This window comes from Salinisphaera sp. G21_0, assembly GCF_017744115.1.
GTDB lineage: Bacteria > Pseudomonadota > Gammaproteobacteria > Pseudomonadales > Endozoicomonadaceae > Endozoicomonas.
In genome coordinates this window covers 85,777-105,051 of record NZ_JAGHQW010000010.1, presented here as the reverse complement: position 1 = coordinate 105,051, position 19,275 = coordinate 85,777, and the positions used below count along the sequence as shown (strand labels likewise).

The following is a 19,275-nucleotide window of genomic DNA, read 5'->3' as shown; positions in this document are numbered from 1 at the left end:
ATGTCCTTATCCATATGCAGGGCATCTGAAAAACCACTATTGCTGAGATGTCTCTTTAAGACGCTGATAACTATCGATAGGCTGTTGTAATGTTTCCATAATGAGCCGGGTTCGAAATAGCTTCGTGCCAAGATGAATAAAACCGTCACCATCCTCATAGCCCTGTTCTTGTTCTTCATCACAGCCCTGAATTTGCAGACTCTGATCGTACCAGGGCTGTTGCTTGACAAATGTTTCCCTTTTGTAGGTATTGAGATTAAGTCCCTCAGTCCTGACCCTGTTCGGAACTATCTTGATCAGGTTAAGGTCTTTGTTGATTGTGGAAAAATAGGAACCAAACGGGGCACGTTCAATCAGGTATTTCAATACATACTGCTCGTGCAAGGTATCTTTTTGTGGTTTATAGCCAGTAGTCAAATCATTACTGTATAACGACCACATATGCAAAAATGACCGTGCTTTCTCGGTCTTTTTCACCAATATTATCCCGGTATTCAACAAGACCCAGCGGTTATCTCCGGCAACTAGTAAATCAGCGTTCCCAAAATCTTCGATATACCGGTCGAGCATTCCGGAAATACCGGCAAAGTCGTTGATGACAATATCATCATCAAGCCATACGACCCATTGACCGGCAGGTACCTCTTCACACTCCAGGGCGTTTTTAAGAGCGAATACTTTCATCCAGTACAACTGTTTTGTGCCCAGCTCTTCCCGGAATTCAAATGGATATACAAACCGGTAATTGATACCGCGAAGCCTGGCGTAAGCGGCGTGATTTTCTTTGGTCAGCTGGGCGGTCGCCCGGGTTCCACCGGATAGAATAAGGGCAACGTTTGAGCCCTGCCGGTTGTTACGATCAAAGCTCATTGACCGGTAGGATCGAATGATCTTCTCCTGACGGGTTAAGTTGATAGTTGGTGAGAGCTGATCACGAAAGGATTCATTGATCCGTTCAAATTCATGGATCATTGGGTGTCGATTGGTAATGGCCTGACAGACTGAATGGGTAGATTTAACCGTAAATGATGCATCAGGATAACGCCTCACGGGACAATCATCGGCATATGAACAGGTAATGTCTTCCGGTTTCTCTCTTTCAAACCTTGCTTGCTGACAGAAGGCTATTTCCCGGGGGTCGTCAGTCAACCTGCAGTTATCGACCCCTCTTTGAATAGGCAATGCTGCTGTGCCCGTACCGGAAAGAATATACACAAGCCCAACCAACATTGAGGTAAGGCCATTCAGCCTGAAAGGCTTCACGCTTCTTTCAGCGATTGTGGCGTGTTTGCAAGCACTCACGCCGGTCATGGAATCCACCAGAGAGTTGAACTCTCTCTCTTCCAACCGCTCCTGATCCGACATCGGAGTCCCATCAGCATGCTGGCCAGGTGGGTGGATATAGGTATGGATAAACTCAGTCATATTGGCGCATTGCCGGGAGCCAATCTGAGAATGACCTGACCAGAATCCAATCCGATCCTGCGACAATGCTGATAAACGCTGCTGAGCAAAATTGTTTGGTACAGCTATTCCACTGGTGGCTTGTTTTTCACAAAATGGCATCACTGGCGGAAAATGGCTGGAAATAAAGCTTGATATCATCCTGACTCTACTATGTTATTTTTTATATGACTAAGTAGTAGACAAAAGTTATAGGCGTTTGTTCCAAATTTATTCCAAAAGCCAATTAAAAAACTGAATATTGATAAAATACCCAGAAAATAAACACTGGAAAACAAACACTGGATAGCGCAATGAACATCGATTTCGATAAAGTGGTGGATCGAACCAACACCTCCAGCCTTAAATGGGAACGCTTCGGCCCTGACGTTCTCCCTATGTGGGTAGCGGATATGGATTTCCAGTCAGCGCCTGAAATCATTGAAGCACTGCACCAGCGTATCGACCATGGGGTTTTTGGTTACACCGAGCCAGACAGTGAACTGGAACAACTTGTCGTTGAGCGCTGTCGCCATCTCTACCACTGGGATATTGAGCCAGAATGGATTGTCTGGATGCCGGGCCTGGTTTCTGCCCTTAATGTCTGTGTTCGTGCCTATGCCGACAAAAACGAAGGCGTAATTTCCCCCGTTCCTGTCTATTATCCCTTTCTTATGGCACCTAAACTGGCCGGACGTGAGCTAATCGGTGTGGAATGGATTAAGCAAAACGGCCAATGGCTGCTGGATCTCGACAGCCTGGAGCAGAAAATCACACCCGCCTGCAAATTACTGATGCTCTGCAACCCGCAAAACCCGAATGGTCGGGTATTTACCCGGGCAGAACTGGAGAAGCTTGAGCAACTCTGTAAAAAACATGGCCTTGTGGTCTGCTCCGATGAAGTGCATTGCGACCTGATTCTTGATCGCCATGCTGAACATATTCCTTATGCTGCCATCAGCGAATTTGCCAGAGACAACTCAGTGACTCTTATGTCACCGTCGAAAACCTTCAATCTGGCCGGTTTCGGCTGTGCATTCGCGATTATTCCCAATCATCAGTTACGCCATCAGTTCAACCAGGTTCGCACCGGTATTGTGCCGTCAGTGGACAGCGCCCTGATTGGCTACACTGCTGCAAAAGCGGCCTACCGTCATGGTGAACCCTGGCGTCAGTCATTGCTGGATTATCTTCGTGGTAACCACGACTACCTGCTGGAAGCCATCAATAACATTCCCGGCCTTGCCATGGAACCACTGCAGGCAACCTATCTGGCCTGGATTGATGTCAGCGGACTGGGACTGGAAGATCCTCATCAGTTCTTTGCACAGGCCGGTGTTGGCCTGTCCCCCGGAAAGCAATTTGGCAATGAAAATTACCTGAGGCTTAACTTTGGTTGCAGCCGGTCTGTTCTGGAAGAAGGCGTGGCACGAATAGCCAGGGCCGTTGCACAAATGCAGTCAATAGCTTAAAGACTTTCACCACAGAGACACAAAGAAATGATTTATTCCCGAACTCTGTGCCTCTGTGGTCACAAAACCTAATTGCTTATAACAGCACCTGCGGCCATTATATCCTGCCCAACAACTTGTCAGACTCACCGTGAAAGAGATCACCAACCACTCATTTCAGTTTGCACAGATAGGTGTTATCCATTCCTGCTACCGCCAGAAATTTGGAATCCCCCGTCAGCCCGGCATTGTCACCGCCGCTGAAGCCACACTGGAGCTTTTCCCCCCTTACAACCAGGAAAACCTGGTACGAGGTCTGGATGGGTTTTCACATATCTGGGTACATTTTATCTTCCACAAAACCATGGATGAGGGCTGGCGTCCAACCATTCGCCCACCAAGACTGGGAGGTCGACAGCGTATGGGGGTATTTGCTACCCGTTCCACACACCGGCCAAACCCTGTGGGTATGTCGGTGGTTGAGCTGCACAGCATTGAGTCCGGCAATGGCAAGCTGACCTTGAAGCTGGGGGCGGTGGACCTTCTTGATGGTACTCCCGTTATTGATATCAAACCCTACCTGCCCTATGCCGACGCCCTGCCTGATGCCAAGGGTGGCTTTGCTCCCCTGCCAATGGCTATGGCGGAAGTGAAGTTCACCGATCAGGCCATGAACCAATGCCTGCGTTATCAACAGCGAACCGGCAGGCAGCTGATTCTACTGATCGAACAGGTACTTGGCCAGGACCCGAGACCCGCCTACCTGAGGGAATCCTCCGGACGACGCCATGGCACCGCACTATGGGACCTGAATGTGGTCTGGGAGTACACCAACCAGCACTTTCTGGTTAAAGAGCTGGAACCTCTTGACGTGAAAACAGTGGAAGGTAATGGGTAATGATTATTCCCTACGAAATGATTGAGCCCGAGACGCTTAAAAGCCTGGTCGAAGAGTTTGTCAGCCGTGAAGGGACGGATAATGGCTATGACGACGCCCTTGCAAAGCGAGTGGCGCAGGTATTATCCCGGTTGAAATCCGGCGACATGGTGATCGTATTTGATCAGGAAAGCCAGACACCGAATATTCTGCACAAGGACGTTGCCAGGCAAATCCTCAGCGAGCAGGACGTCTGATCATCCTTTTTCCAGAAGGCTTTCCAGAAAAACCGAACCACTCTTCTGGACAGGATTCCCCAGACAAAGTTACCCGGGCGGGCAATATGTGAAACGTTGTCGTTTACTTGATACAGCGTGTGTTCTACCCTTTGTCAACGACGCCTATCTGTCTGCAAAACCTCATGGCTGGCTATGTCAGCCGTGCTAATTTGTATGAAAGCTTCGAGTAGCAATGTCAAATGTAACTGAGACGGGGCCTTTTTCAGTTCTGACGACATTAGCTGGATCAACATTAAAAAAATTCTGCGCCAACTCATCAGCAACAGGACCACATAAATAGGTGGTTCCAGGATATTTCTGCACTTCGTTCTTCCAATAGTCAGTATGAGCTTCAGCAGCACGAATTACTTCTGGAAAAAACTTCATAGCCATAGCCATGGCTTGCGGATTGGGGCTCGCTAAAAAGGTCAAATCTCCGGGTTCCATATGCCAGGCTATATAAATCTTGGCATTATCAGGAACATGAATAAGGCATAAACTACCATTCATGTCTACAGCTTGAACATTCTTGTTTATGGTAACCCGTTCATAATCACCAGCTTCCAGCTTTAGAATACCATTACCATCACCTTCAGACTCATCATCAGAAGACTCAATGGAATATGCTACTAACGGTTTAGCCGCAGCACCATGATTCTCTGGATTATCAAGGCCAACGGTTTTAGCGGTGCCAACATTTTCAGGGGTACCAGCATTGGTCTCTTGGGGAATTTCCGGTAGATCCGGTGTCGAAGAGGTTGGTAAGGAAGAAGGAATCATAAGTACTGCCTTTATTGAATACCTGTTCTCTTGAACAGACACAATAAAGCTTGAAAGGTTCCAAAGCTTTAATTCAATATATCAATCAACCCACGGTGAGCGGACAATTCAATACCCTGACCAATGATCAGTTAACGTCAGCCGGGATATTTCATAAACTACCCCGAATCTCGCGCACGACCACATGCATGTGGAAGATAGGGTGACGCAGGATGCCAAAGCCTGGCACACCATTTCATTGAGTTTGAGGTGTATAATCTCCGCTCAGGACGAACGGAGTTTGGGCTTCATTGATAGAGAGAACCCCTCTATATCCACTACAGGTTACAGCGACGCAACTGCTCACCATAGTTACTGGCCCTGCGTTTTACTGTGCTGGCAGTGCTCAACAACCATTTCTTTTTCTTATGGTTTCCCTTGCGGTAACCGTTCCAGCCTTCATGGTAATTCAGGTACTGCTGATCGGCGGCCCACAGTGAAGTACCATTCAGCTTGCGTGACTTGTGGGTATACCAGCCAATAAAGTCAATAGCATCACCGAAGTCTTCGCGGCTGGGGAAGAAACCTCCGGCTTCGCTGACATATTGCTCCCAGGTGCCATCCTGTGCCTGCGGGTAGCCATAAGCAGAAGAGTTACGGGGTAATGGAATGAAAAGGAACCATGGCCGTGGCGGCTGGGCATCGTGCCGGTAAGATGATTCCTGATACATAATGGCCATCATGATCTGGATGGGGGTACCCCAGCGCTGGTTGGCTTTTTTTGCGTCTTTGTACCAGCCGCGTTTTTCCTTGAAGACACTGCAAAGGTTGTGGGGTTTCTCGGGTGGTGCCTTACTGGCACAGCCTGCCAGCACGGCAGACAGGATCAAAATAAACAGCTTTCGACTCAGGTTTGACATTCAGTCGCCATCCTCCAATGTTTAACCACAGAGATCACCAGGAGCACTGAGAAAAGATAACCTTTAGCTTGCTTCATCCGTCCAGATTTCCCGGAGTGTTTACAACCTCTGTGGTTCAGCTCGAATCAATTTGCCGCAGACACTACACGCCCCAGGCCTGCCTCATCTGCATAAAGTCATCCTCAGTGACGACACGCACTCCCAGCTTCTCTGCCTTGGCCAGTTTTGAGCCGGCCTTGTCACCGGCCAGTAAGGCTGATGTTTTTGCCGAGACAGATCCGGTCACCTTGGCACCCAGTTTTTGCAGGATGGCCTTACCTTCGTCACGGGTCATTGTGTTTAACGTCCCGGTTAACACCCAGGTTTCGCCAACAAGCGGTTGATCTCCCTGTTCGATAACAGCGGATTCCGTTTCCCATGCAACACCTTTCGCCAGAAGTGCATCAATCACTTCGCGGTTGTGTTCCTGACGGAAAAACTTCTCAATATGACCAGCTACCACAGGGCCAACATCATCCACGGTTTGCAAGTCTTCCACCGAAGCGGCCATCAATTTATGCAAATCACGGTAGTGACCTGCCAGCCCCTGTGCGGTTGCCTCACCCACTTCGCGAATGCCCAGTGAGTAGATAAAACGGGGAAGCGTCGTTTTTCTGGACTGATCAAGCGCATTAATCAAGTTCTCGGCTGACTTTTTCCCCATACGTTCAAGGCCGGAAACCTCCCGGGCATTGAGACTGAACAGGTCTGCCACCGTTGCGATCAATTGACGATCGACCAGCTGCTCAACCAGTTTATCCCCAAGACCATCAATATCCATTGCCTTGCGAGAAGCAAAGTGCTTGATAGCCTCTTTGCGCTGGGCTGAGCAGAACAGTCCGCCAGAGCAGCGCAAGATGGCTTCTTCACGTTCCAGTTCAGAGTCACATACCGGACAGCGATCCGGAAAGGTAATATCCCGAACATCATCAGGACGCATGGAGTGGATAACCCGGTTCACCTTGGGAATAACATCGCCCGCCCGGAGGATAACGACACTGTCGCCTATTTTGATATCCAGCCGTGCAATTTCATCCATATTGTGCAGGGTCGCATTACTGACTGTTACCCCACCAACAAACACCGGCTGCAAACGGGCAACTGGAGTGATAGCACCGGTTCTGCCAACCTGAAACTCCACATCCTTAAGAGTCGTGATCGCTTCCTGTGCCGGAAATTTGCGGGCGACGGCCCAGCGCGGTGCCCGGGCAACAAACCCCAGAGCCTGTTGCCGGGCAATGGCATTCACTTTATAAACAATACCGTCAATTTCGTAAGGCAGCCCCTGACGTTTCTCAGCCATGGCTTGATAGTAGTCTTCACAGGCCTGGACACCTTTGACGACCTGCAATTCGGGGCTGACCCGCAAACCCCATTGTTTCAGACAGGCAAGTATCTCACCGTGGGTGTCAGGCAGTACTCCGCCATCGACAACGCCAACACTGTAGCAATAGATCGTCAATGGTCGTTTAGCCGTTATCCGTGAATCCAGCTGGCGTAAACTGCCAGCCGCCGCATTTCTCGGGTTAACAAAGGTCTTCTCACCTTTGGCACTGGCTCGCCGGTTTAACTGTTCAAAGCCAGCCTTTGGCATATACACTTCGCCCCGGACTTCAAGGCGTCGAGGCCAGCCATCGCCCATCAACTTGAGTGGGATTGATTCAATAGTACGAATGTTCTGGGTAATATCTTCCCCGGTAGTGCCATCGCCACGGGTAGCCGCCCTGACCAGAAGACCATCTTCGTATAACAGGCTGACAGCGATACCATCCAGCTTGGGTTCACAGGCGTATTCAATGTCTTCAGTGGTGCCCAGCCGCTCTTTAACCCGGCGATTAAAGTCTGCCTGATCTTCTGCATCAAAAGCGTTATCCAGGGAGAGCATGGCCAGTTCATGGCGAACCTGACCAAACGCTTTCAAAGGAGCACCGCCAACTCGCCGGGTGGGAGAATCTTCGGTTATCAGCTGTGGGTATTTAGCTTCAAGAGATTTCAGGCGGATAAACAGCTTATCGTATTCACTGTCGGGAATTTCAGGCTCATCCAGGACATAGTAACGATGGTTGTGCTCGCCGATCTGCTGACGCAGCTGAAGTATCTCTTGTTCTGCAAGCTCAGGGGAAGGAACCGGTGGAGTATCTGAAGAAGTCATGCTCATGGAATTATCAAAGGCCAGCGGGTTCTCTGCCTGAGAACCCGCTGAAGAAAACATTAGATAGCAATGGCTAGGAGGCTGTCCGAGAATAGCGCCCGTAGCGAGGATGGCAGAAAATTGAGGATAAAAATTCCGTTTTGTGAGGTGAATAGCGGGGCTATTTGCCGAACAAAACGGAATTTTTAGACCAATTTGCTGCCACCGCAGTAGGGCAGTCTATTCCCGGACAGCCTCCTAGGCCAGCAGGAATATCAATGCACCGGCTGTTTCGCCAGCTGCTTGCGCTCATATTCACGAATACGCTGACGACAGTGTTCAAGGGTCTGCTGAGTCATCACGCTGAACTGTTCATCTTTCAGCTCACCGCCCAGATCAAGGGCAAGACGACGGGCCGTCTCTTCCATCAGGGCAAAGGCCTGCATGGGTTTTTCCGGCCCCGGCAGACTCATAAACAGACTCAAAGCCGGTGTCTCGGTGGCTTCCAGATTATCAATGGTAAAGGTACCCGGCTTTACGCCGTTGGCCATGCTGAACAGAATTTTTCCGGTATCATCGGCATTGGTATATCGATGGAAGATCGACATATCACCAAAGCGCATGCCGGATGCCAGCATGGACTGCATCAGCTGGTCACCGGCAAAAACACCACCGCCTTTGGCCAGCACATTGATCACAATCACTTCACTGGCGGGCGGGCGCTCTTGTAACTTCTCTGCCTTCTCACGCCCCCCCAGGTTGAGTTCTTTCTGTGGGTTGGAGCTCTCTCTGGCCGAAACGTCACGTTCCTGAATCGGTGCCTTGCCCTGACTGGTTGCCGCTCGTGGCTGACCAACAAACTCTTCCGGCCCAGCATCCAATCTGGACGTTTCACGGGAGCGAACGGATCGGTCAGCGCCTGCTGCCCTTGAAAAGCCGCCAGACTGCAAATGATCCTCAGAAGACGACAGACGTTTACTTCTTGAGGGTTGCTGTGACTCATCCAGATTCATCAGCACCGGAACAGGCTCATCCAGATCAAGCGCTCTTTGAACTCTCGCTTTTTCCCCTGCGTCGCTTTGCTCTGCATGTCGTTCAGCCTCTTCAGGGTGACGATGGCGCTGTCTCAAGGATTCAGGGTACACGGGCGGTTCTTCGATACCCTCTTCTGGATAGTCATCGAAATAGTCCCCCCCCGAAAACCCGGGTTCAACACGGGGTCTGGCAGACTCTTTTTTGGTAAACCCTTCTTTCAGAAAGCTCTCTTTCAGAGTGCTTTCTTTATGCGCACTGGGCCGGGCACCGCCATTGGGCAGTTCACTGGAAAAATCATCGTCATAGCCTTTGACTTCCTCCAGACCAAAGCTGATTTCCGATGACCTTTTTCTGGCCAATCGCATCCTGCGATAACCGTCGGCCAACACGCCGATGATTACCAGTATTCCTATGAGTATCAGCCAATCTCGCAAACTCATGTCCTTGCTGCCCTGTAGACCTTGAAACAACGCCCGAATTGCAGTCTGCTTCCCTGTGATAACACTTGATGACAATGAAAAATAGACCACCGTCATTTATCACATCTGCATTAATTACTTCTGCAATCGACCAACGTTGCAATATTACAATAAAAAAATAACAAATTAAGCCATGAACGTTTACTTTACGTGCTTTATAAACTGCGTATTGTCAATGTCATAGCTTATTTATCCAACTCTTAAGCATACCGGATAGTTACAACTCAGCCATCGCCGCCGCCTGCTCAATATCCACCGACACCGGTCTGGATACACCCGGCTCGTGCATGGTGACACCCACCAGCTGACTGGCGGCCTGCATGGCGATTTTGTTGTGAGTGATGTACACAAACTGCACTTTATCACTCATCTCAGAGACCATTTTGGCATACCGCCCAACGTTGGCATCGTCCAGAGGGGCGTCCACCTCATCCAGCATACAGAAGGGTGACGGATTCAACTGGAAGATGGCAAATACCAGGGCAATAGCCGTCAGCGCCTTTTCACCACCGGAAAGCAGGTGGATCGTACTGTTTTTCTTGCCCGGCGGCTGAGCCATTATAGCCACTCCGGTATCCAGCAGGTCTTCTCCGGTTAAGGCCAGATAGGCCTGACCACCGCCGAATACCCGGGGGAACAACTCCTGGAGACCGGCATTGACCTTATCGAACGTCATCTTGAACCGTTGACGGGTCTCCTTGTCGATCTTGCGAATAGCATTCTCCAGGGTATTCAGGGCTGACACCAGGTCATCGTTCTGGGCATCCAGATACTGCTTGCGCTCTGACTGGGTTTCGTACTCCTCAATAGCCGCCAGGTTAATGGCCCCCAGACGCTCAATGCGTGCGGCGATCCGTTCCAGTTCCTGCTCCCACTGCTGTTCAGATGCATCATCCGGAAGGTTCTCAAGTACCGTTGCCAGATCAAACTGATCTTCTTTCAGCTGTTCAGCCAGTGTCGTTCGACGAACCTGCATCCCTTGCCAGTCCATCCTCAGCTTTTCCAACTGTTCGCGTATTTTCTGTGCCTGCTGCTCAGCACTGTGGCGAACCTTCTCGCCAGCACGAATCCGCTGCTCCACTTCTTCAAGCGCCATCCGGGCCTGCTGCATCGTCTCTTCCTGCTCAAGACGTCTGGCCAGCATTTCTTCCAGTTGCTCCCGCAGATCCCCCTCTGGTGAGTTGGATTCAGACATGGACTCCCGGAGAAACTCCCGTCGCTCCCGGAGCTTGGTAGACTGCTGACTCAAACGCTCAATGGCTGCTTTCAGAGAGCCTATCTGGGTATTGATGGATTGCTGGCGAAGGGCCAGTTGATGGGCCCGCTCTTGATCAAAACGGGCCTGATGACGTACTTCTTCGAGACGGGCCTGAAGTTTCTCCCGTTGCTCCTGCATCGCTTCCCGGCGACCAATGTCTTCTTCCATATGATCCAGTGCTTCCTGCAGGCGCATGCGGGACTCGCCAATCACTTCCTGCTCCAACCCATACTGCTCCCTGACTTCCTGCAGCTCCTGTTCAAGCCGTCGACGGCGCTCGGAAAACTGTTCTAACCGGACCTTTCGGGCACCAAGATCTGCCCGCACCTCACCCTGGTTCCGGTTGAGTTCGGACAGTTGCTTTTGCAGCTGTTCTCTTTGAGTCTCATGCTGTTCGAGCTTTGCCCTTGCGCCTTCCAGCTGTTCTTTCAATAGCAGGCTGCTTTCTTCCAGAGTCGTGAGCTTGTCACCCAGAGCGTCCATTTCTTTCTGGCGCTCCAGAACACCGGCATTATTATCAACACCCCGGTTAACCCGCAACCAGCCGGAAGAGAGCCAAATACCATCTGGTGTAATGATCGATTCGCCAGCCTGGAGTTTTGCGCGCAGGGAAAGCGCCGTTTCCAGTGAATCTGCGGCATAGATTCCAGCCAATAGGGGCAGAGCTTCCTGACCGCTGATCACTTTGTCTGCCAGCAGTGGCAACTCACTTAACGAAGGCGCGTGTTGCTGGCCTGAACCAGCCTCCAGCAGTACCAGGGATCCCTGCTCTAACGCACCCAGTGCGTCAGCCACCGGATCAAGGCTATCCAGGCACACGGCCTGGAGGCTATCGCCCAGTACGGTTTCAACCGAACGTTCCCAGCCCGCATCGACCTGAAGCTTATCCATCAGACGAGTGTGGTTATTGAGCTGGTATTGCTCAAGCCACTCAATGGTGCCCGTATCCTGATGCAGTGATGCCTGGTGCAAAGCCTCCAGAGAGGCATGACGCCCTCGCACCATGCTGAGTTCATCCCGGTTGCTTTCCAGCTCAGCCGTCAGGTTCTGCACCTGATCACGCTGTTGCTCAACCGCTTCAACACACTCTTCAATACGCAGTTCAACGGTTTCTGCGGTCAACTCCAGCTCGGTCAGCTTTTCCGAAAGGAGTGTCATCTCTTCCTGGTCTTCAGCCCCCCCAAGCGCGGCGGACTCTTCTTTCAGGCGACCTTCCCGCTCCTGCAAACGCCCCATCACCTGCTCGGCATGATTGATGCGGGACTGCTCAACTTCAGCGGTTCGCTTTGGTTCATGGGATCGCTGATTGAAATTATCCCACTCCTGCTGCCAGCGCTGCATGGCTTCTTCTGCCCGGGTCAGGACATCACCAGAGTCCGCCTCCTGATCCTGCAGCATGGCCAGCTCCGGCTCCAGCTCGCTCAGTTCTTCCTGGAAAGACTCCAGCTGTTGCTGATCATCCGCCAGCTGTTCACGGGCCTCTTCCCAGCTGTGCTCCACCTGTTCAAGGTCGCGACTCAATTCTCTGGCGCGCTCTTCCCGGTGCTGCAGAGTCTGCTCAATACGGGTGACTTCATTACCTGTGCCGTAATAGCTGGATTGCGCTTCATGAAAACGATCGCTCACCTCCATCTGCTGGACGCGATCATCTTCCATGGCGGCATCCGCTGAACGCTGTTGGCTGATTGCCGCTTCCAGCTGAACCTCGAACTCACGGATGGCCTGTTCCTGGGACTGGGCTCCGGTATTAATGGTCTGCCATTTCAATGCCTGCAGCTGGGCCTTTTTCAGCCGTTCCTCGGCTTTGTACTCTTTGTACTTTTCCGCCGCCTGAGCCTGTCGTTGCAGGTGGCCAAGCTGACGCCCCAGCTCTTCTCGCAGATCGGTCAGCCGTTCCAGGTTTTCATTGGTTCGGCGGATACGGTTTTCCGTCTCGCGACGGCGCTCCTTGTAGCGGGAGATACCGGCCGCTTCTTCAATAAATACCCGAAGCTCTTCCGGTTTGGATTCAATCAGATTGGAGATAATGCCCTGACTGATAATGGCATAACTTCTGGGTCCAAGACCGGTGCCCAGGAAGATATCCATAATATCTTTACGGCGACACTTACTGCCGTTGAGAAAATAGGTGTTCTTGGCATCGGAGTTAACCGTTCGCTTGACCGAGATTTCCCGGTAAGCGGCAAACTCTCCGGTAACCCGCCCTTCGTTATTATCAAAGATCAGCTCCACAGACGCCTGATTGGCAGGCTTGCGGCTGTTGGAGCCTTTAAAGATAACGTCGGTCATGGACTCGCCACGCAAATGCTTGGCGGACGATTCCCCCATTACCCAGCGAACCGCATCAATAATATTCGACTTGCCACAACCGTTGGGGCCTACCACCCCACACATATTGGAGGGAAAGTGAACCGTTGTGGGATCCACAAACGATTTGAATCCGGCCAGTTTGATGGATTTTAAACGCATCGTTTCCTTTAGCTCTTCACTGTCGGGGCCCGGCTCGGTATAGGATGTATGAGCCTGAATACTGACCAATAGTTCACGCTATGGGGCTTTATGCTCCGGTAAAACCACCATTCATAGCATGTTGCATGGGCTCCGGTTCCTTGTCATAGCGAATCGTTTGTTTGAAAGATTATTTCTTTCAAAGCAGATCTTACACATTACCACAGTAAATAGAAAAGTCGCCTTTTCCGAAATGAAAAAGGCGACTTCCAGTATTTCTGATAGTTTCAGACTGTTTTGCGGTTCTTTAGTTCAAACGCTTAACCCGCTGGCGTAAATGTCAACCTGACTGGCTCAGTTGCCGTGGTTTTCACTCCTTTTGCCTGCACCTGATAATCAGGAGACATTACATTGCCGGTGAGGCTGATCCGTGCGGTGATATCAAGACTCTCAATGGATGACAGTAGCTGTCCGCCCATCATCATGGCACTGTTATCATCAAGCAAAACTTCCCTGGGAAGATCTCCAACACTCAGTGGCACAGCCACCAGCGGAGGCTGTTTGGCATCACCGGCTGGCCGGGCAAAGACCACTACCCGCGCATCATCTGGCAGCTCACCCAGCTCAGGGGCCAGATCGATCATGACCCGAAGGGCAACCACGGTATCACCGAGCATTGAACGAGCCTGATTAATACCCGCACTCAATGACTGTCGGGCTGCGGGATCCACTTCATGGGTCAACGCCAGCTGCCAGGCGGCAATGGCGTCCTGATAGTTACCCCTGGTAAAGGCATCAATCCCCTTCAATCCCAATGCCGTGGTATTCTGGCTATCTTTCAGCAGTGTCTGCAGATAGAGTTCGCGAATTTCAGGTGTGACCACATTGTTACTGCTTAAAAACAGCACCTGCGCCAGTTCCGCAGTTACCTGGGGATGGCCATTACTGATACTGGCAAGGTGCCGGTAGGTTTTAACTGCTTCATCCAGCTTGCCTGTTCTCAGGTAATGGCTGCCCAGCATGAACAGCGCCTGATTATTCTCCGGCCGCTTGGCCACCCACTCTTTAAGTACCGTTTCCACCTGCTCGCCATTGAGGTTGCCATTGTTCATGGCGTTGACCACAGCAATCTCAGTGGTGGCACCCAGCTTAAAATAGAGGAGTACGGTGGACACAGGTACAATCAGTGCGATCAGCAGGGCAAACCCCGGCTTCTTCAACAGAGAGTATGGGCTTGCTGGCTGCCCATCACCCAACTCATCAGCCAGTTTCTGCCTTAACTCCAGTTTCAACCTTTCCGCTTCTCCCGCTGACACCAGCCCCTGTTGCAGCTGCCAGTCCAGATCTGCCATCTGGTCACGGAAACTGGCAACGTTTGCAGACTCTTCAGACTCATCCTCACCGGGTGCTGAAACGACTGGCTTTATCAATGGCCAGACCGAAACCAGCACGGCAATGGCAATCAGCAATGCGGCTATCAACCAGAACTCCATCATTACTCTTTACCATCCGTTTTATTATCTTTTGATGAGTGTGTGCTCAAATAGTCTGTCAGAAATCTGTTCAGCTTTTTGTCCAGTAACTCTTTATCTGCGTTATGTTGATCGGGAGCCGCTGGTGCCGATTCCGAAGCAGTTGCCTTATGCTTGCGAACTACCACAATAAGCACTGTCAAACCTGCCAACAGCAGGAGCAAAGGCCCAAGCCAGAGCACAAGATTCACACCGGCAATACGGGGTTTGTAAAGTACAAAGTCTCCGTAGCGGGCCAGCATAAAATCGATAACTGTCTGGTTATCTGCGCCTTCATTTAACAGCCGGTGCACTTCCCGCCGAAGATCCTGGGCAATGGGCGCATTAGAATCGCCTATGGACTGGTTTTGACACTTTGGGCAACGCAGCTCGTTGGTCAGCTCGAAAAAACGCTGCTCCTGTTCCGGTGTCGAAAACTCATAGGAGTCGATCACACCATAAGCCGTGCCCATAAACAGTACGGTCGACAGCACAATGATCAATCGGGAGGTTATGCGCTTTATCATTTGGCCTCCCCTTCACGGTTATTTGCGTGGGCCTGGAGCACTTGTTTTTGCAAGTGCCTGAATCTGGGTTCAAGATCATTCTTCCAGACATTGGCATCAACAATGCCGACATGCTTATAACGGATAACGCCCTGATGATCGATCAAATAGGTTTCCGGTGCCCCGTAAACTCCCAGATCAATGCCCAGCGAACCACTGTTATCATTGATGCTGAAACGATAAGGGTCGTGCAGCGTCTTCAACCACTTTCTGGCTTCAGGCTGGTCATCCTTGTAGTTCACACCGTAAATGGGTACGCCTTTATTGGCCAGGTCCACCAGATAGGGATGCTCGACACGACAGGCAGGACACCAGGTAGCCCAGACATTGATCAGGGCGACTTCACCCAGCAGGTTCTCTCTGGTCACTTTTCTGTCTGGATTTTTCACCGTTGGCAGCTCGAATGTTGGCAAAGGCTGATCCAGCAGGGCAGATGGCAGCTCGCCCGGGTTTTCCCGGAACAGCGCCACATAAAACATCAGGCAAAGCCCGAGAAAGATTGCCAGTGGTAAAAACAGTTGCAATCGTCGCTTCATGCGCTGGCTACTCCCTCATTACCCAGTGGTCTCAATGCATTCACTTTCTGACGAACTTTCATTCTGTAGCGCCGGTCTGAGATCGCCAGCACACCACCCAGTCCCATAAACAGGGAACCCAGCCAGATCCAGCGGACAAAGGGCTTGATATGCAGTCGCAGTGCCCAGCTGCCGTCATCACCCAATGGTTCACCCAGGGCAACGTAAATATCACGGGTTAACCCCGGGTCAATAGAAGCCTCGGTCATAGGCATTTGCTGTGCGGTATAGACTCGCTTCTCGGGATGCAATACCGCTATTTGACGACCATTTTTGTAGACAGTGACAAACCCATAGTTGGATGTGTAGTTAGGGCCGGGCTGCAAACTGACACCATCAAAACGGAACTGATACGCACCAAGGGTTACCCGTTCACCGGGAGCCATGCGCAAATCACGCTGGCTGCTGTAGCCACTGGTGATGGCGACACCAACAATGGTGACTGCCAGCCCCAGATGCGCCAGATGCATTCCGTAATACGCTGGTTTCAACCGTTTTAGCGCATCAACCAGCCCGGCTTTTGCCCGGGTATTTCGGGTTTTATTCAGAATATCCCGGACCATGGTGAGTACGATCCACAGCACCAGGGCCATGGCCAGCACTTCACTGATCAGAAAATTCTTTGCCAAAGCGTCACCGTAGAACAGGCTGAACCCTAAACCACCCAGAATGGATATCAGAAAAATCCATCGAGTCTGGCTGACCAACCATTTGACCGAACCGTTCTTCCAGTTGAGCAGAACCCCGAACCCCAGGGCAAACGCCAGCAACATGGCCATTGGCACAAAGACAAAATTGAAGTAAGGAGGCCCTACCGAAATCATGCCCATATCGAGGGATTCCAGCAGCAGCGGGAATAATGTTCCAAGCAGCACGGTCGCGGCACTGGCGGTCAGCAAAATATTATTGACCAGCAGCAGCGTTTCCCTGGATGCCATGGAAAAACTGATACGACTGCGTACCTCAGGTGCCCTGAGGGCAAACAGCGTCAGTGATGCACCGACGACAATCATCAGATAAAAGAGGATAAAAACGCCTCGCTCCGGATCATTGGCAAAGGCGTGGACCGAGGTGAGCACGCCGGAGCGAACCAGGAACGTGCCCAGCAGACTTAATGAGAAGGTAAAAATGGCCAGCAGTAACGTCCAGCTCTTGAACAGACCGCGTTTTTCTGTCACTGCCAGGGAGTGCATCAATGCCGTTCCCACCAGCCAGGGCATCAGAGAGGCATTTTCCACCGGATCCCAGAACCACCAGCCACCCCAGCCAAGCTCGTAGTAGGCCCACCAGCTTCCCAGTGAAATCCCCAGGGTCAGGAACACCCAGGCTACGGTTGTCCATGGCCTTGCCCATCGGGCCCAGGCGGTGTCAAGCTGGCCACCCAGCAGAGCAGCAATGGCAAAGGCAAAGGCAACGGCAAAACCCACGTAACCCATGTACAGCATGGGAGGGTGAACGATAAGGCCAAAGTCCTGCAAAAGAGGGTTAAGATCGGCCCCATCTTCTGGTGGGAAAGGCAGAATCCGGTTAAACGGGTTGGATGTCAGAAGAGTAAACAGCAAAAAGCCAACGGTAATCATCCCCATGACCGAGAGCACCCGGGCGGACAACTCAGGGGGCAGGCGGTCACTCTTGACAGCCACCATCGCCATCCAGCCAACCAGAATCAACACCCACATCAGCAGCGACCCTTCGTGTCCTCCCCAGGTGGCACTGACCTTATACTGTACAGGCAACAGGCTGTTTGAATGTCTGGCGACGTAATCCACCGAAAAGTCGTCGGTAATAAATGCCCAGACCAGACACAAGAACGAAAAGCCAACAAACGCAAACAGTCCCCAGGACAGGGAGCGAGCCTGATTCATCAACCGGAGATTACCGGTGTAACTACCCACCAGCGGAAAAATGCTGAGTAAAAGACTCAGGCACAAGGCAATAATCAGAGCCAGCAGCCCAGCTTCAGCTACCATCTTGCAGACTCCTCAGCTCACTTTGAGCAGTGGTTTGAACCGTCGGCTTCGTGTAACCCGGATGAGCCTCATCAATGGCTTTCTGCACTTCCGGCGGCATATAGTTTTCATCATGCTTGGCCAGGACCTCCGTGGCGGCAAAAATACCGTCATCACCGAGCGTTCCCAGGGCAACAACTCCAGAGCCTTCAACAAACAGGTCGGGCAGAATACCTTCGTAGTGCACCGTCACTTCTCCGCCGCCATCCGTGATGCGAAAACTGACCTTCAGGCTTTTGGTATCACGCTCAACGGAACCCGGAACAACCAGGCCACCACCGCGCATCCGCTGACCTACCGGAGCTTCACCGGCAGCCATCTGAGCGGGTGAAAAGTAGTGATTAATGTTCTCGCGCAGCGCAAACAACATCAGAGCCACTGCCACCCCAACGCCTGCCAGCAGCAGTAATACGAGTATTAATCTCTGTTTGCGAACTGCATTCATTGAGCACTCCTCTCTACAGACTCAGAGCCTTCTTCCTGTCGCCTGGGGCGATGTTTTAGTTGTGTGTTTTCAGGGTTGGCAGAGCGATTCTCGTTGTTATCACCTCTGACCTCATTCACGATCACGTTTCTTTGAACCAATCGCTCCTGTCTTCTCACTTGTGCAGTTATCTGTGCGAGTATCCGCCGCCTTGCCATAAACGGTGCAATCAGATTGTAAGCAATCACGGCCAAAGCCATCGTGTAGGCACTCCAGACATAGAGACCGTGCCCCTCCATGACCAGAAAACCGCTCCAACTGTCAAAATACATAGACATCAACTCACCAGCTCTTTAACCCAGCGGGTCTTTCTTTCACGACTGATAATTTCTATACGTAGACGAAGCACCATGACCATCGTAAAAAACAGATAAAATCCGAGAATGGCCAATAACAGGGGCCATAGCATTTCCGGGGCCATGGAAGGTTTTTCAGTCAGTTTCAATGTGGCACCCTGATGAAGGGTATTCCACCAGTCCACCGAAAACTTGATGATCGGGATGTTGACCACCCCCACCAGGCTGAGAATGGCGCAGGCTTTTGCGGCAGCCTCTGTGGTGTGGATGGCACCGCGCAGGGCAATAATACCGATATAGAGAAAGAGCAGAATAAGCATGGAGGTCAGACGTGCATCCCATACCCACCAGGTCCCCCAGGTCGGTTGCCCCCAGATGGCTCCGGTAACCAGAGAGAGTATGCAGAAGGAAGCCCCGACAGGTGCCATGACTTTCAGCGCCATATCCGCCAGTTTGATTCGCCAGATCAGGGTCACAGCAGCGGCTGTTGCCATCATCATATATATCGACTGGGCAAGGAACGAAGCAGGTACATGAATAAAGATGATGCGGTAACTGTTGCCCTGCAGGTAATCCGGAGGGGTAAACGCCAGCCCCCAGACAAGCGCCACCAATATCAGCACCAGGGAGGACACCTGAAGCCAGGGCAACCACTTACCACTGATATCATAAAACCACTTGGGAGAACCCAACTTATGAAAAAACGTCCAGTTCAT

16 protein-coding genes are annotated in these 19,275 nt (G+C 51.5%); 3 read left to right on the top strand and 13 right to left on the bottom strand.

What is annotated here, in order from left to right; genetic code table 11:
- Window positions 1-36 precede the first annotated feature (36 nt).
- A complete protein-coding gene (locus J7439_RS06985; RefSeq protein WP_209201111.1) occupies window positions 37-1,425 on the bottom strand; it encodes a glycosyltransferase family protein in 1,389 nt (462 codons plus the stop codon).
- Between the two features lie 332 nt (window positions 1,426-1,757).
- Here J7439_RS06985 and J7439_RS06980 point away from each other — a divergent pair, with 332 nt between their 5' ends.
- The 3 genes from J7439_RS06980 to J7439_RS06970 all read left to right on the top strand — a co-directional run bounded on the left by J7439_RS06980 (window position 1,758) and on the right by J7439_RS06970 (window position 4,028).
- Window positions 1,758-2,915, top strand: a complete 1,158-nt coding sequence (locus tag J7439_RS06980; protein ID WP_209201110.1) for a MalY/PatB family protein — start codon at window positions 1,758-1,760, stop codon at window positions 2,913-2,915.
- Window positions 2,916-3,045: 130 nt separating this feature from the next.
- Window positions 3,046-3,792, top strand: a complete 747-nt coding sequence (gene tsaA / locus J7439_RS06975; RefSeq protein ID WP_209201109.1) for a tRNA (N6-threonylcarbamoyladenosine(37)-N6)-methyltransferase TrmO — start codon at window positions 3,046-3,048, stop codon at window positions 3,790-3,792.
- A complete protein-coding gene (locus tag J7439_RS06970) occupies window positions 3,792-4,028 on the top strand; it encodes a YheU family protein (protein ID WP_209201108.1) in 237 nt (78 codons plus the stop codon). Before tsaA ends, J7439_RS06970 begins: the two co-directional genes overlap by 1 nt.
- A gap of 186 nt (window positions 4,029-4,214) precedes the next feature.
- Here J7439_RS06970 and J7439_RS06965 read toward each other — a convergent pair whose 3' ends face one another.
- From J7439_RS06965 to J7439_RS06910, 12 genes are all read right to left on the bottom strand, one after another.
- A complete protein-coding gene (locus tag J7439_RS06965; protein ID WP_209201107.1) occupies window positions 4,215-4,829 on the bottom strand; it encodes a hypothetical protein in 615 nt (204 codons plus the stop codon).
- A 317-nt stretch (window positions 4,830-5,146) separates the two neighbouring features.
- On the bottom strand, window positions 5,147-5,728 hold the full coding sequence (locus tag J7439_RS06960; protein WP_209201106.1) for a transglycosylase SLT domain-containing protein: 582 nt from the start codon (window positions 5,726-5,728) through the stop codon (window positions 5,147-5,149).
- Window positions 5,729-5,870: 142 nt separating this feature from the next.
- Window positions 5,871-7,925 carry an NAD-dependent DNA ligase LigA gene (ligA, locus tag J7439_RS06955; protein WP_353623014.1) on the bottom strand — a complete coding sequence of 685 codons (2,055 nt, stop codon included), beginning with the start codon at window positions 7,923-7,925 and terminating at the stop codon, window positions 5,871-5,873.
- Window positions 7,926-8,173: 248 nt separating this feature from the next.
- Window positions 8,174-9,373: a cell division protein ZipA gene (gene zipA, locus J7439_RS06950; protein WP_209201105.1), complete on the bottom strand. Its 1,200-nt coding sequence runs from the start codon at window positions 9,371-9,373 to the stop codon at window positions 8,174-8,176.
- Between the two features lie 256 nt (window positions 9,374-9,629).
- The gene (gene smc, locus J7439_RS06945) at window positions 9,630-13,139 is read right to left on the bottom strand and encodes a chromosome segregation protein SMC (protein ID WP_209201104.1); all 3,510 of its coding nucleotides are present in this window, start codon (window positions 13,137-13,139) and stop codon (window positions 9,630-9,632) included.
- A gap of 299 nt (window positions 13,140-13,438) precedes the next feature.
- Complete coding sequence (gene ccmI / locus J7439_RS06940) at window positions 13,439-14,614, bottom strand: c-type cytochrome biogenesis protein CcmI (protein WP_209201103.1); 1,176 nt, start codon at window positions 14,612-14,614, stop codon at window positions 13,439-13,441.
- On the bottom strand, window positions 14,614-15,156 hold the full coding sequence (locus J7439_RS06935) for a cytochrome c-type biogenesis protein (protein WP_286198241.1): 543 nt from the start codon (window positions 15,154-15,156) through the stop codon (window positions 14,614-14,616). Before J7439_RS06935 ends, ccmI begins: the two co-directional genes overlap by 1 nt.
- On the bottom strand, window positions 15,153-15,731 hold the full coding sequence (locus tag J7439_RS06930) for a DsbE family thiol:disulfide interchange protein (protein ID WP_209201102.1): 579 nt from the start codon (window positions 15,729-15,731) through the stop codon (window positions 15,153-15,155). Before J7439_RS06930 ends, J7439_RS06935 begins: the two co-directional genes overlap by 4 nt.
- Window positions 15,728-17,740: a heme lyase CcmF/NrfE family subunit gene (locus J7439_RS06925; RefSeq protein ID WP_209201101.1), complete on the bottom strand. Its 2,013-nt coding sequence runs from the start codon at window positions 17,738-17,740 to the stop codon at window positions 15,728-15,730. Before J7439_RS06925 ends, J7439_RS06930 begins: the two co-directional genes overlap by 4 nt.
- Window positions 17,730-18,224 carry a cytochrome c maturation protein CcmE gene (gene ccmE / locus J7439_RS06920; RefSeq protein ID WP_209201100.1) on the bottom strand — a complete coding sequence of 165 codons (495 nt, stop codon included), beginning with the start codon at window positions 18,222-18,224 and terminating at the stop codon, window positions 17,730-17,732. The genes J7439_RS06925 and ccmE overlap by 11 nt, the downstream gene beginning before the upstream one ends.
- The gene (ccmD, locus tag J7439_RS06915; protein WP_286196511.1) at window positions 18,221-18,541 is read right to left on the bottom strand and encodes a heme exporter protein CcmD; all 321 of its coding nucleotides are present in this window, start codon (window positions 18,539-18,541) and stop codon (window positions 18,221-18,223) included. The genes ccmE and ccmD overlap by 4 nt, the downstream gene beginning before the upstream one ends.
- Window positions 18,541-19,275 carry a heme ABC transporter permease gene (locus J7439_RS06910; RefSeq protein ID WP_209201099.1) on the bottom strand — a complete coding sequence of 245 codons (735 nt, stop codon included), beginning with the start codon at window positions 19,273-19,275 and terminating at the stop codon, window positions 18,541-18,543. Before J7439_RS06910 ends, ccmD begins: the two co-directional genes overlap by 1 nt.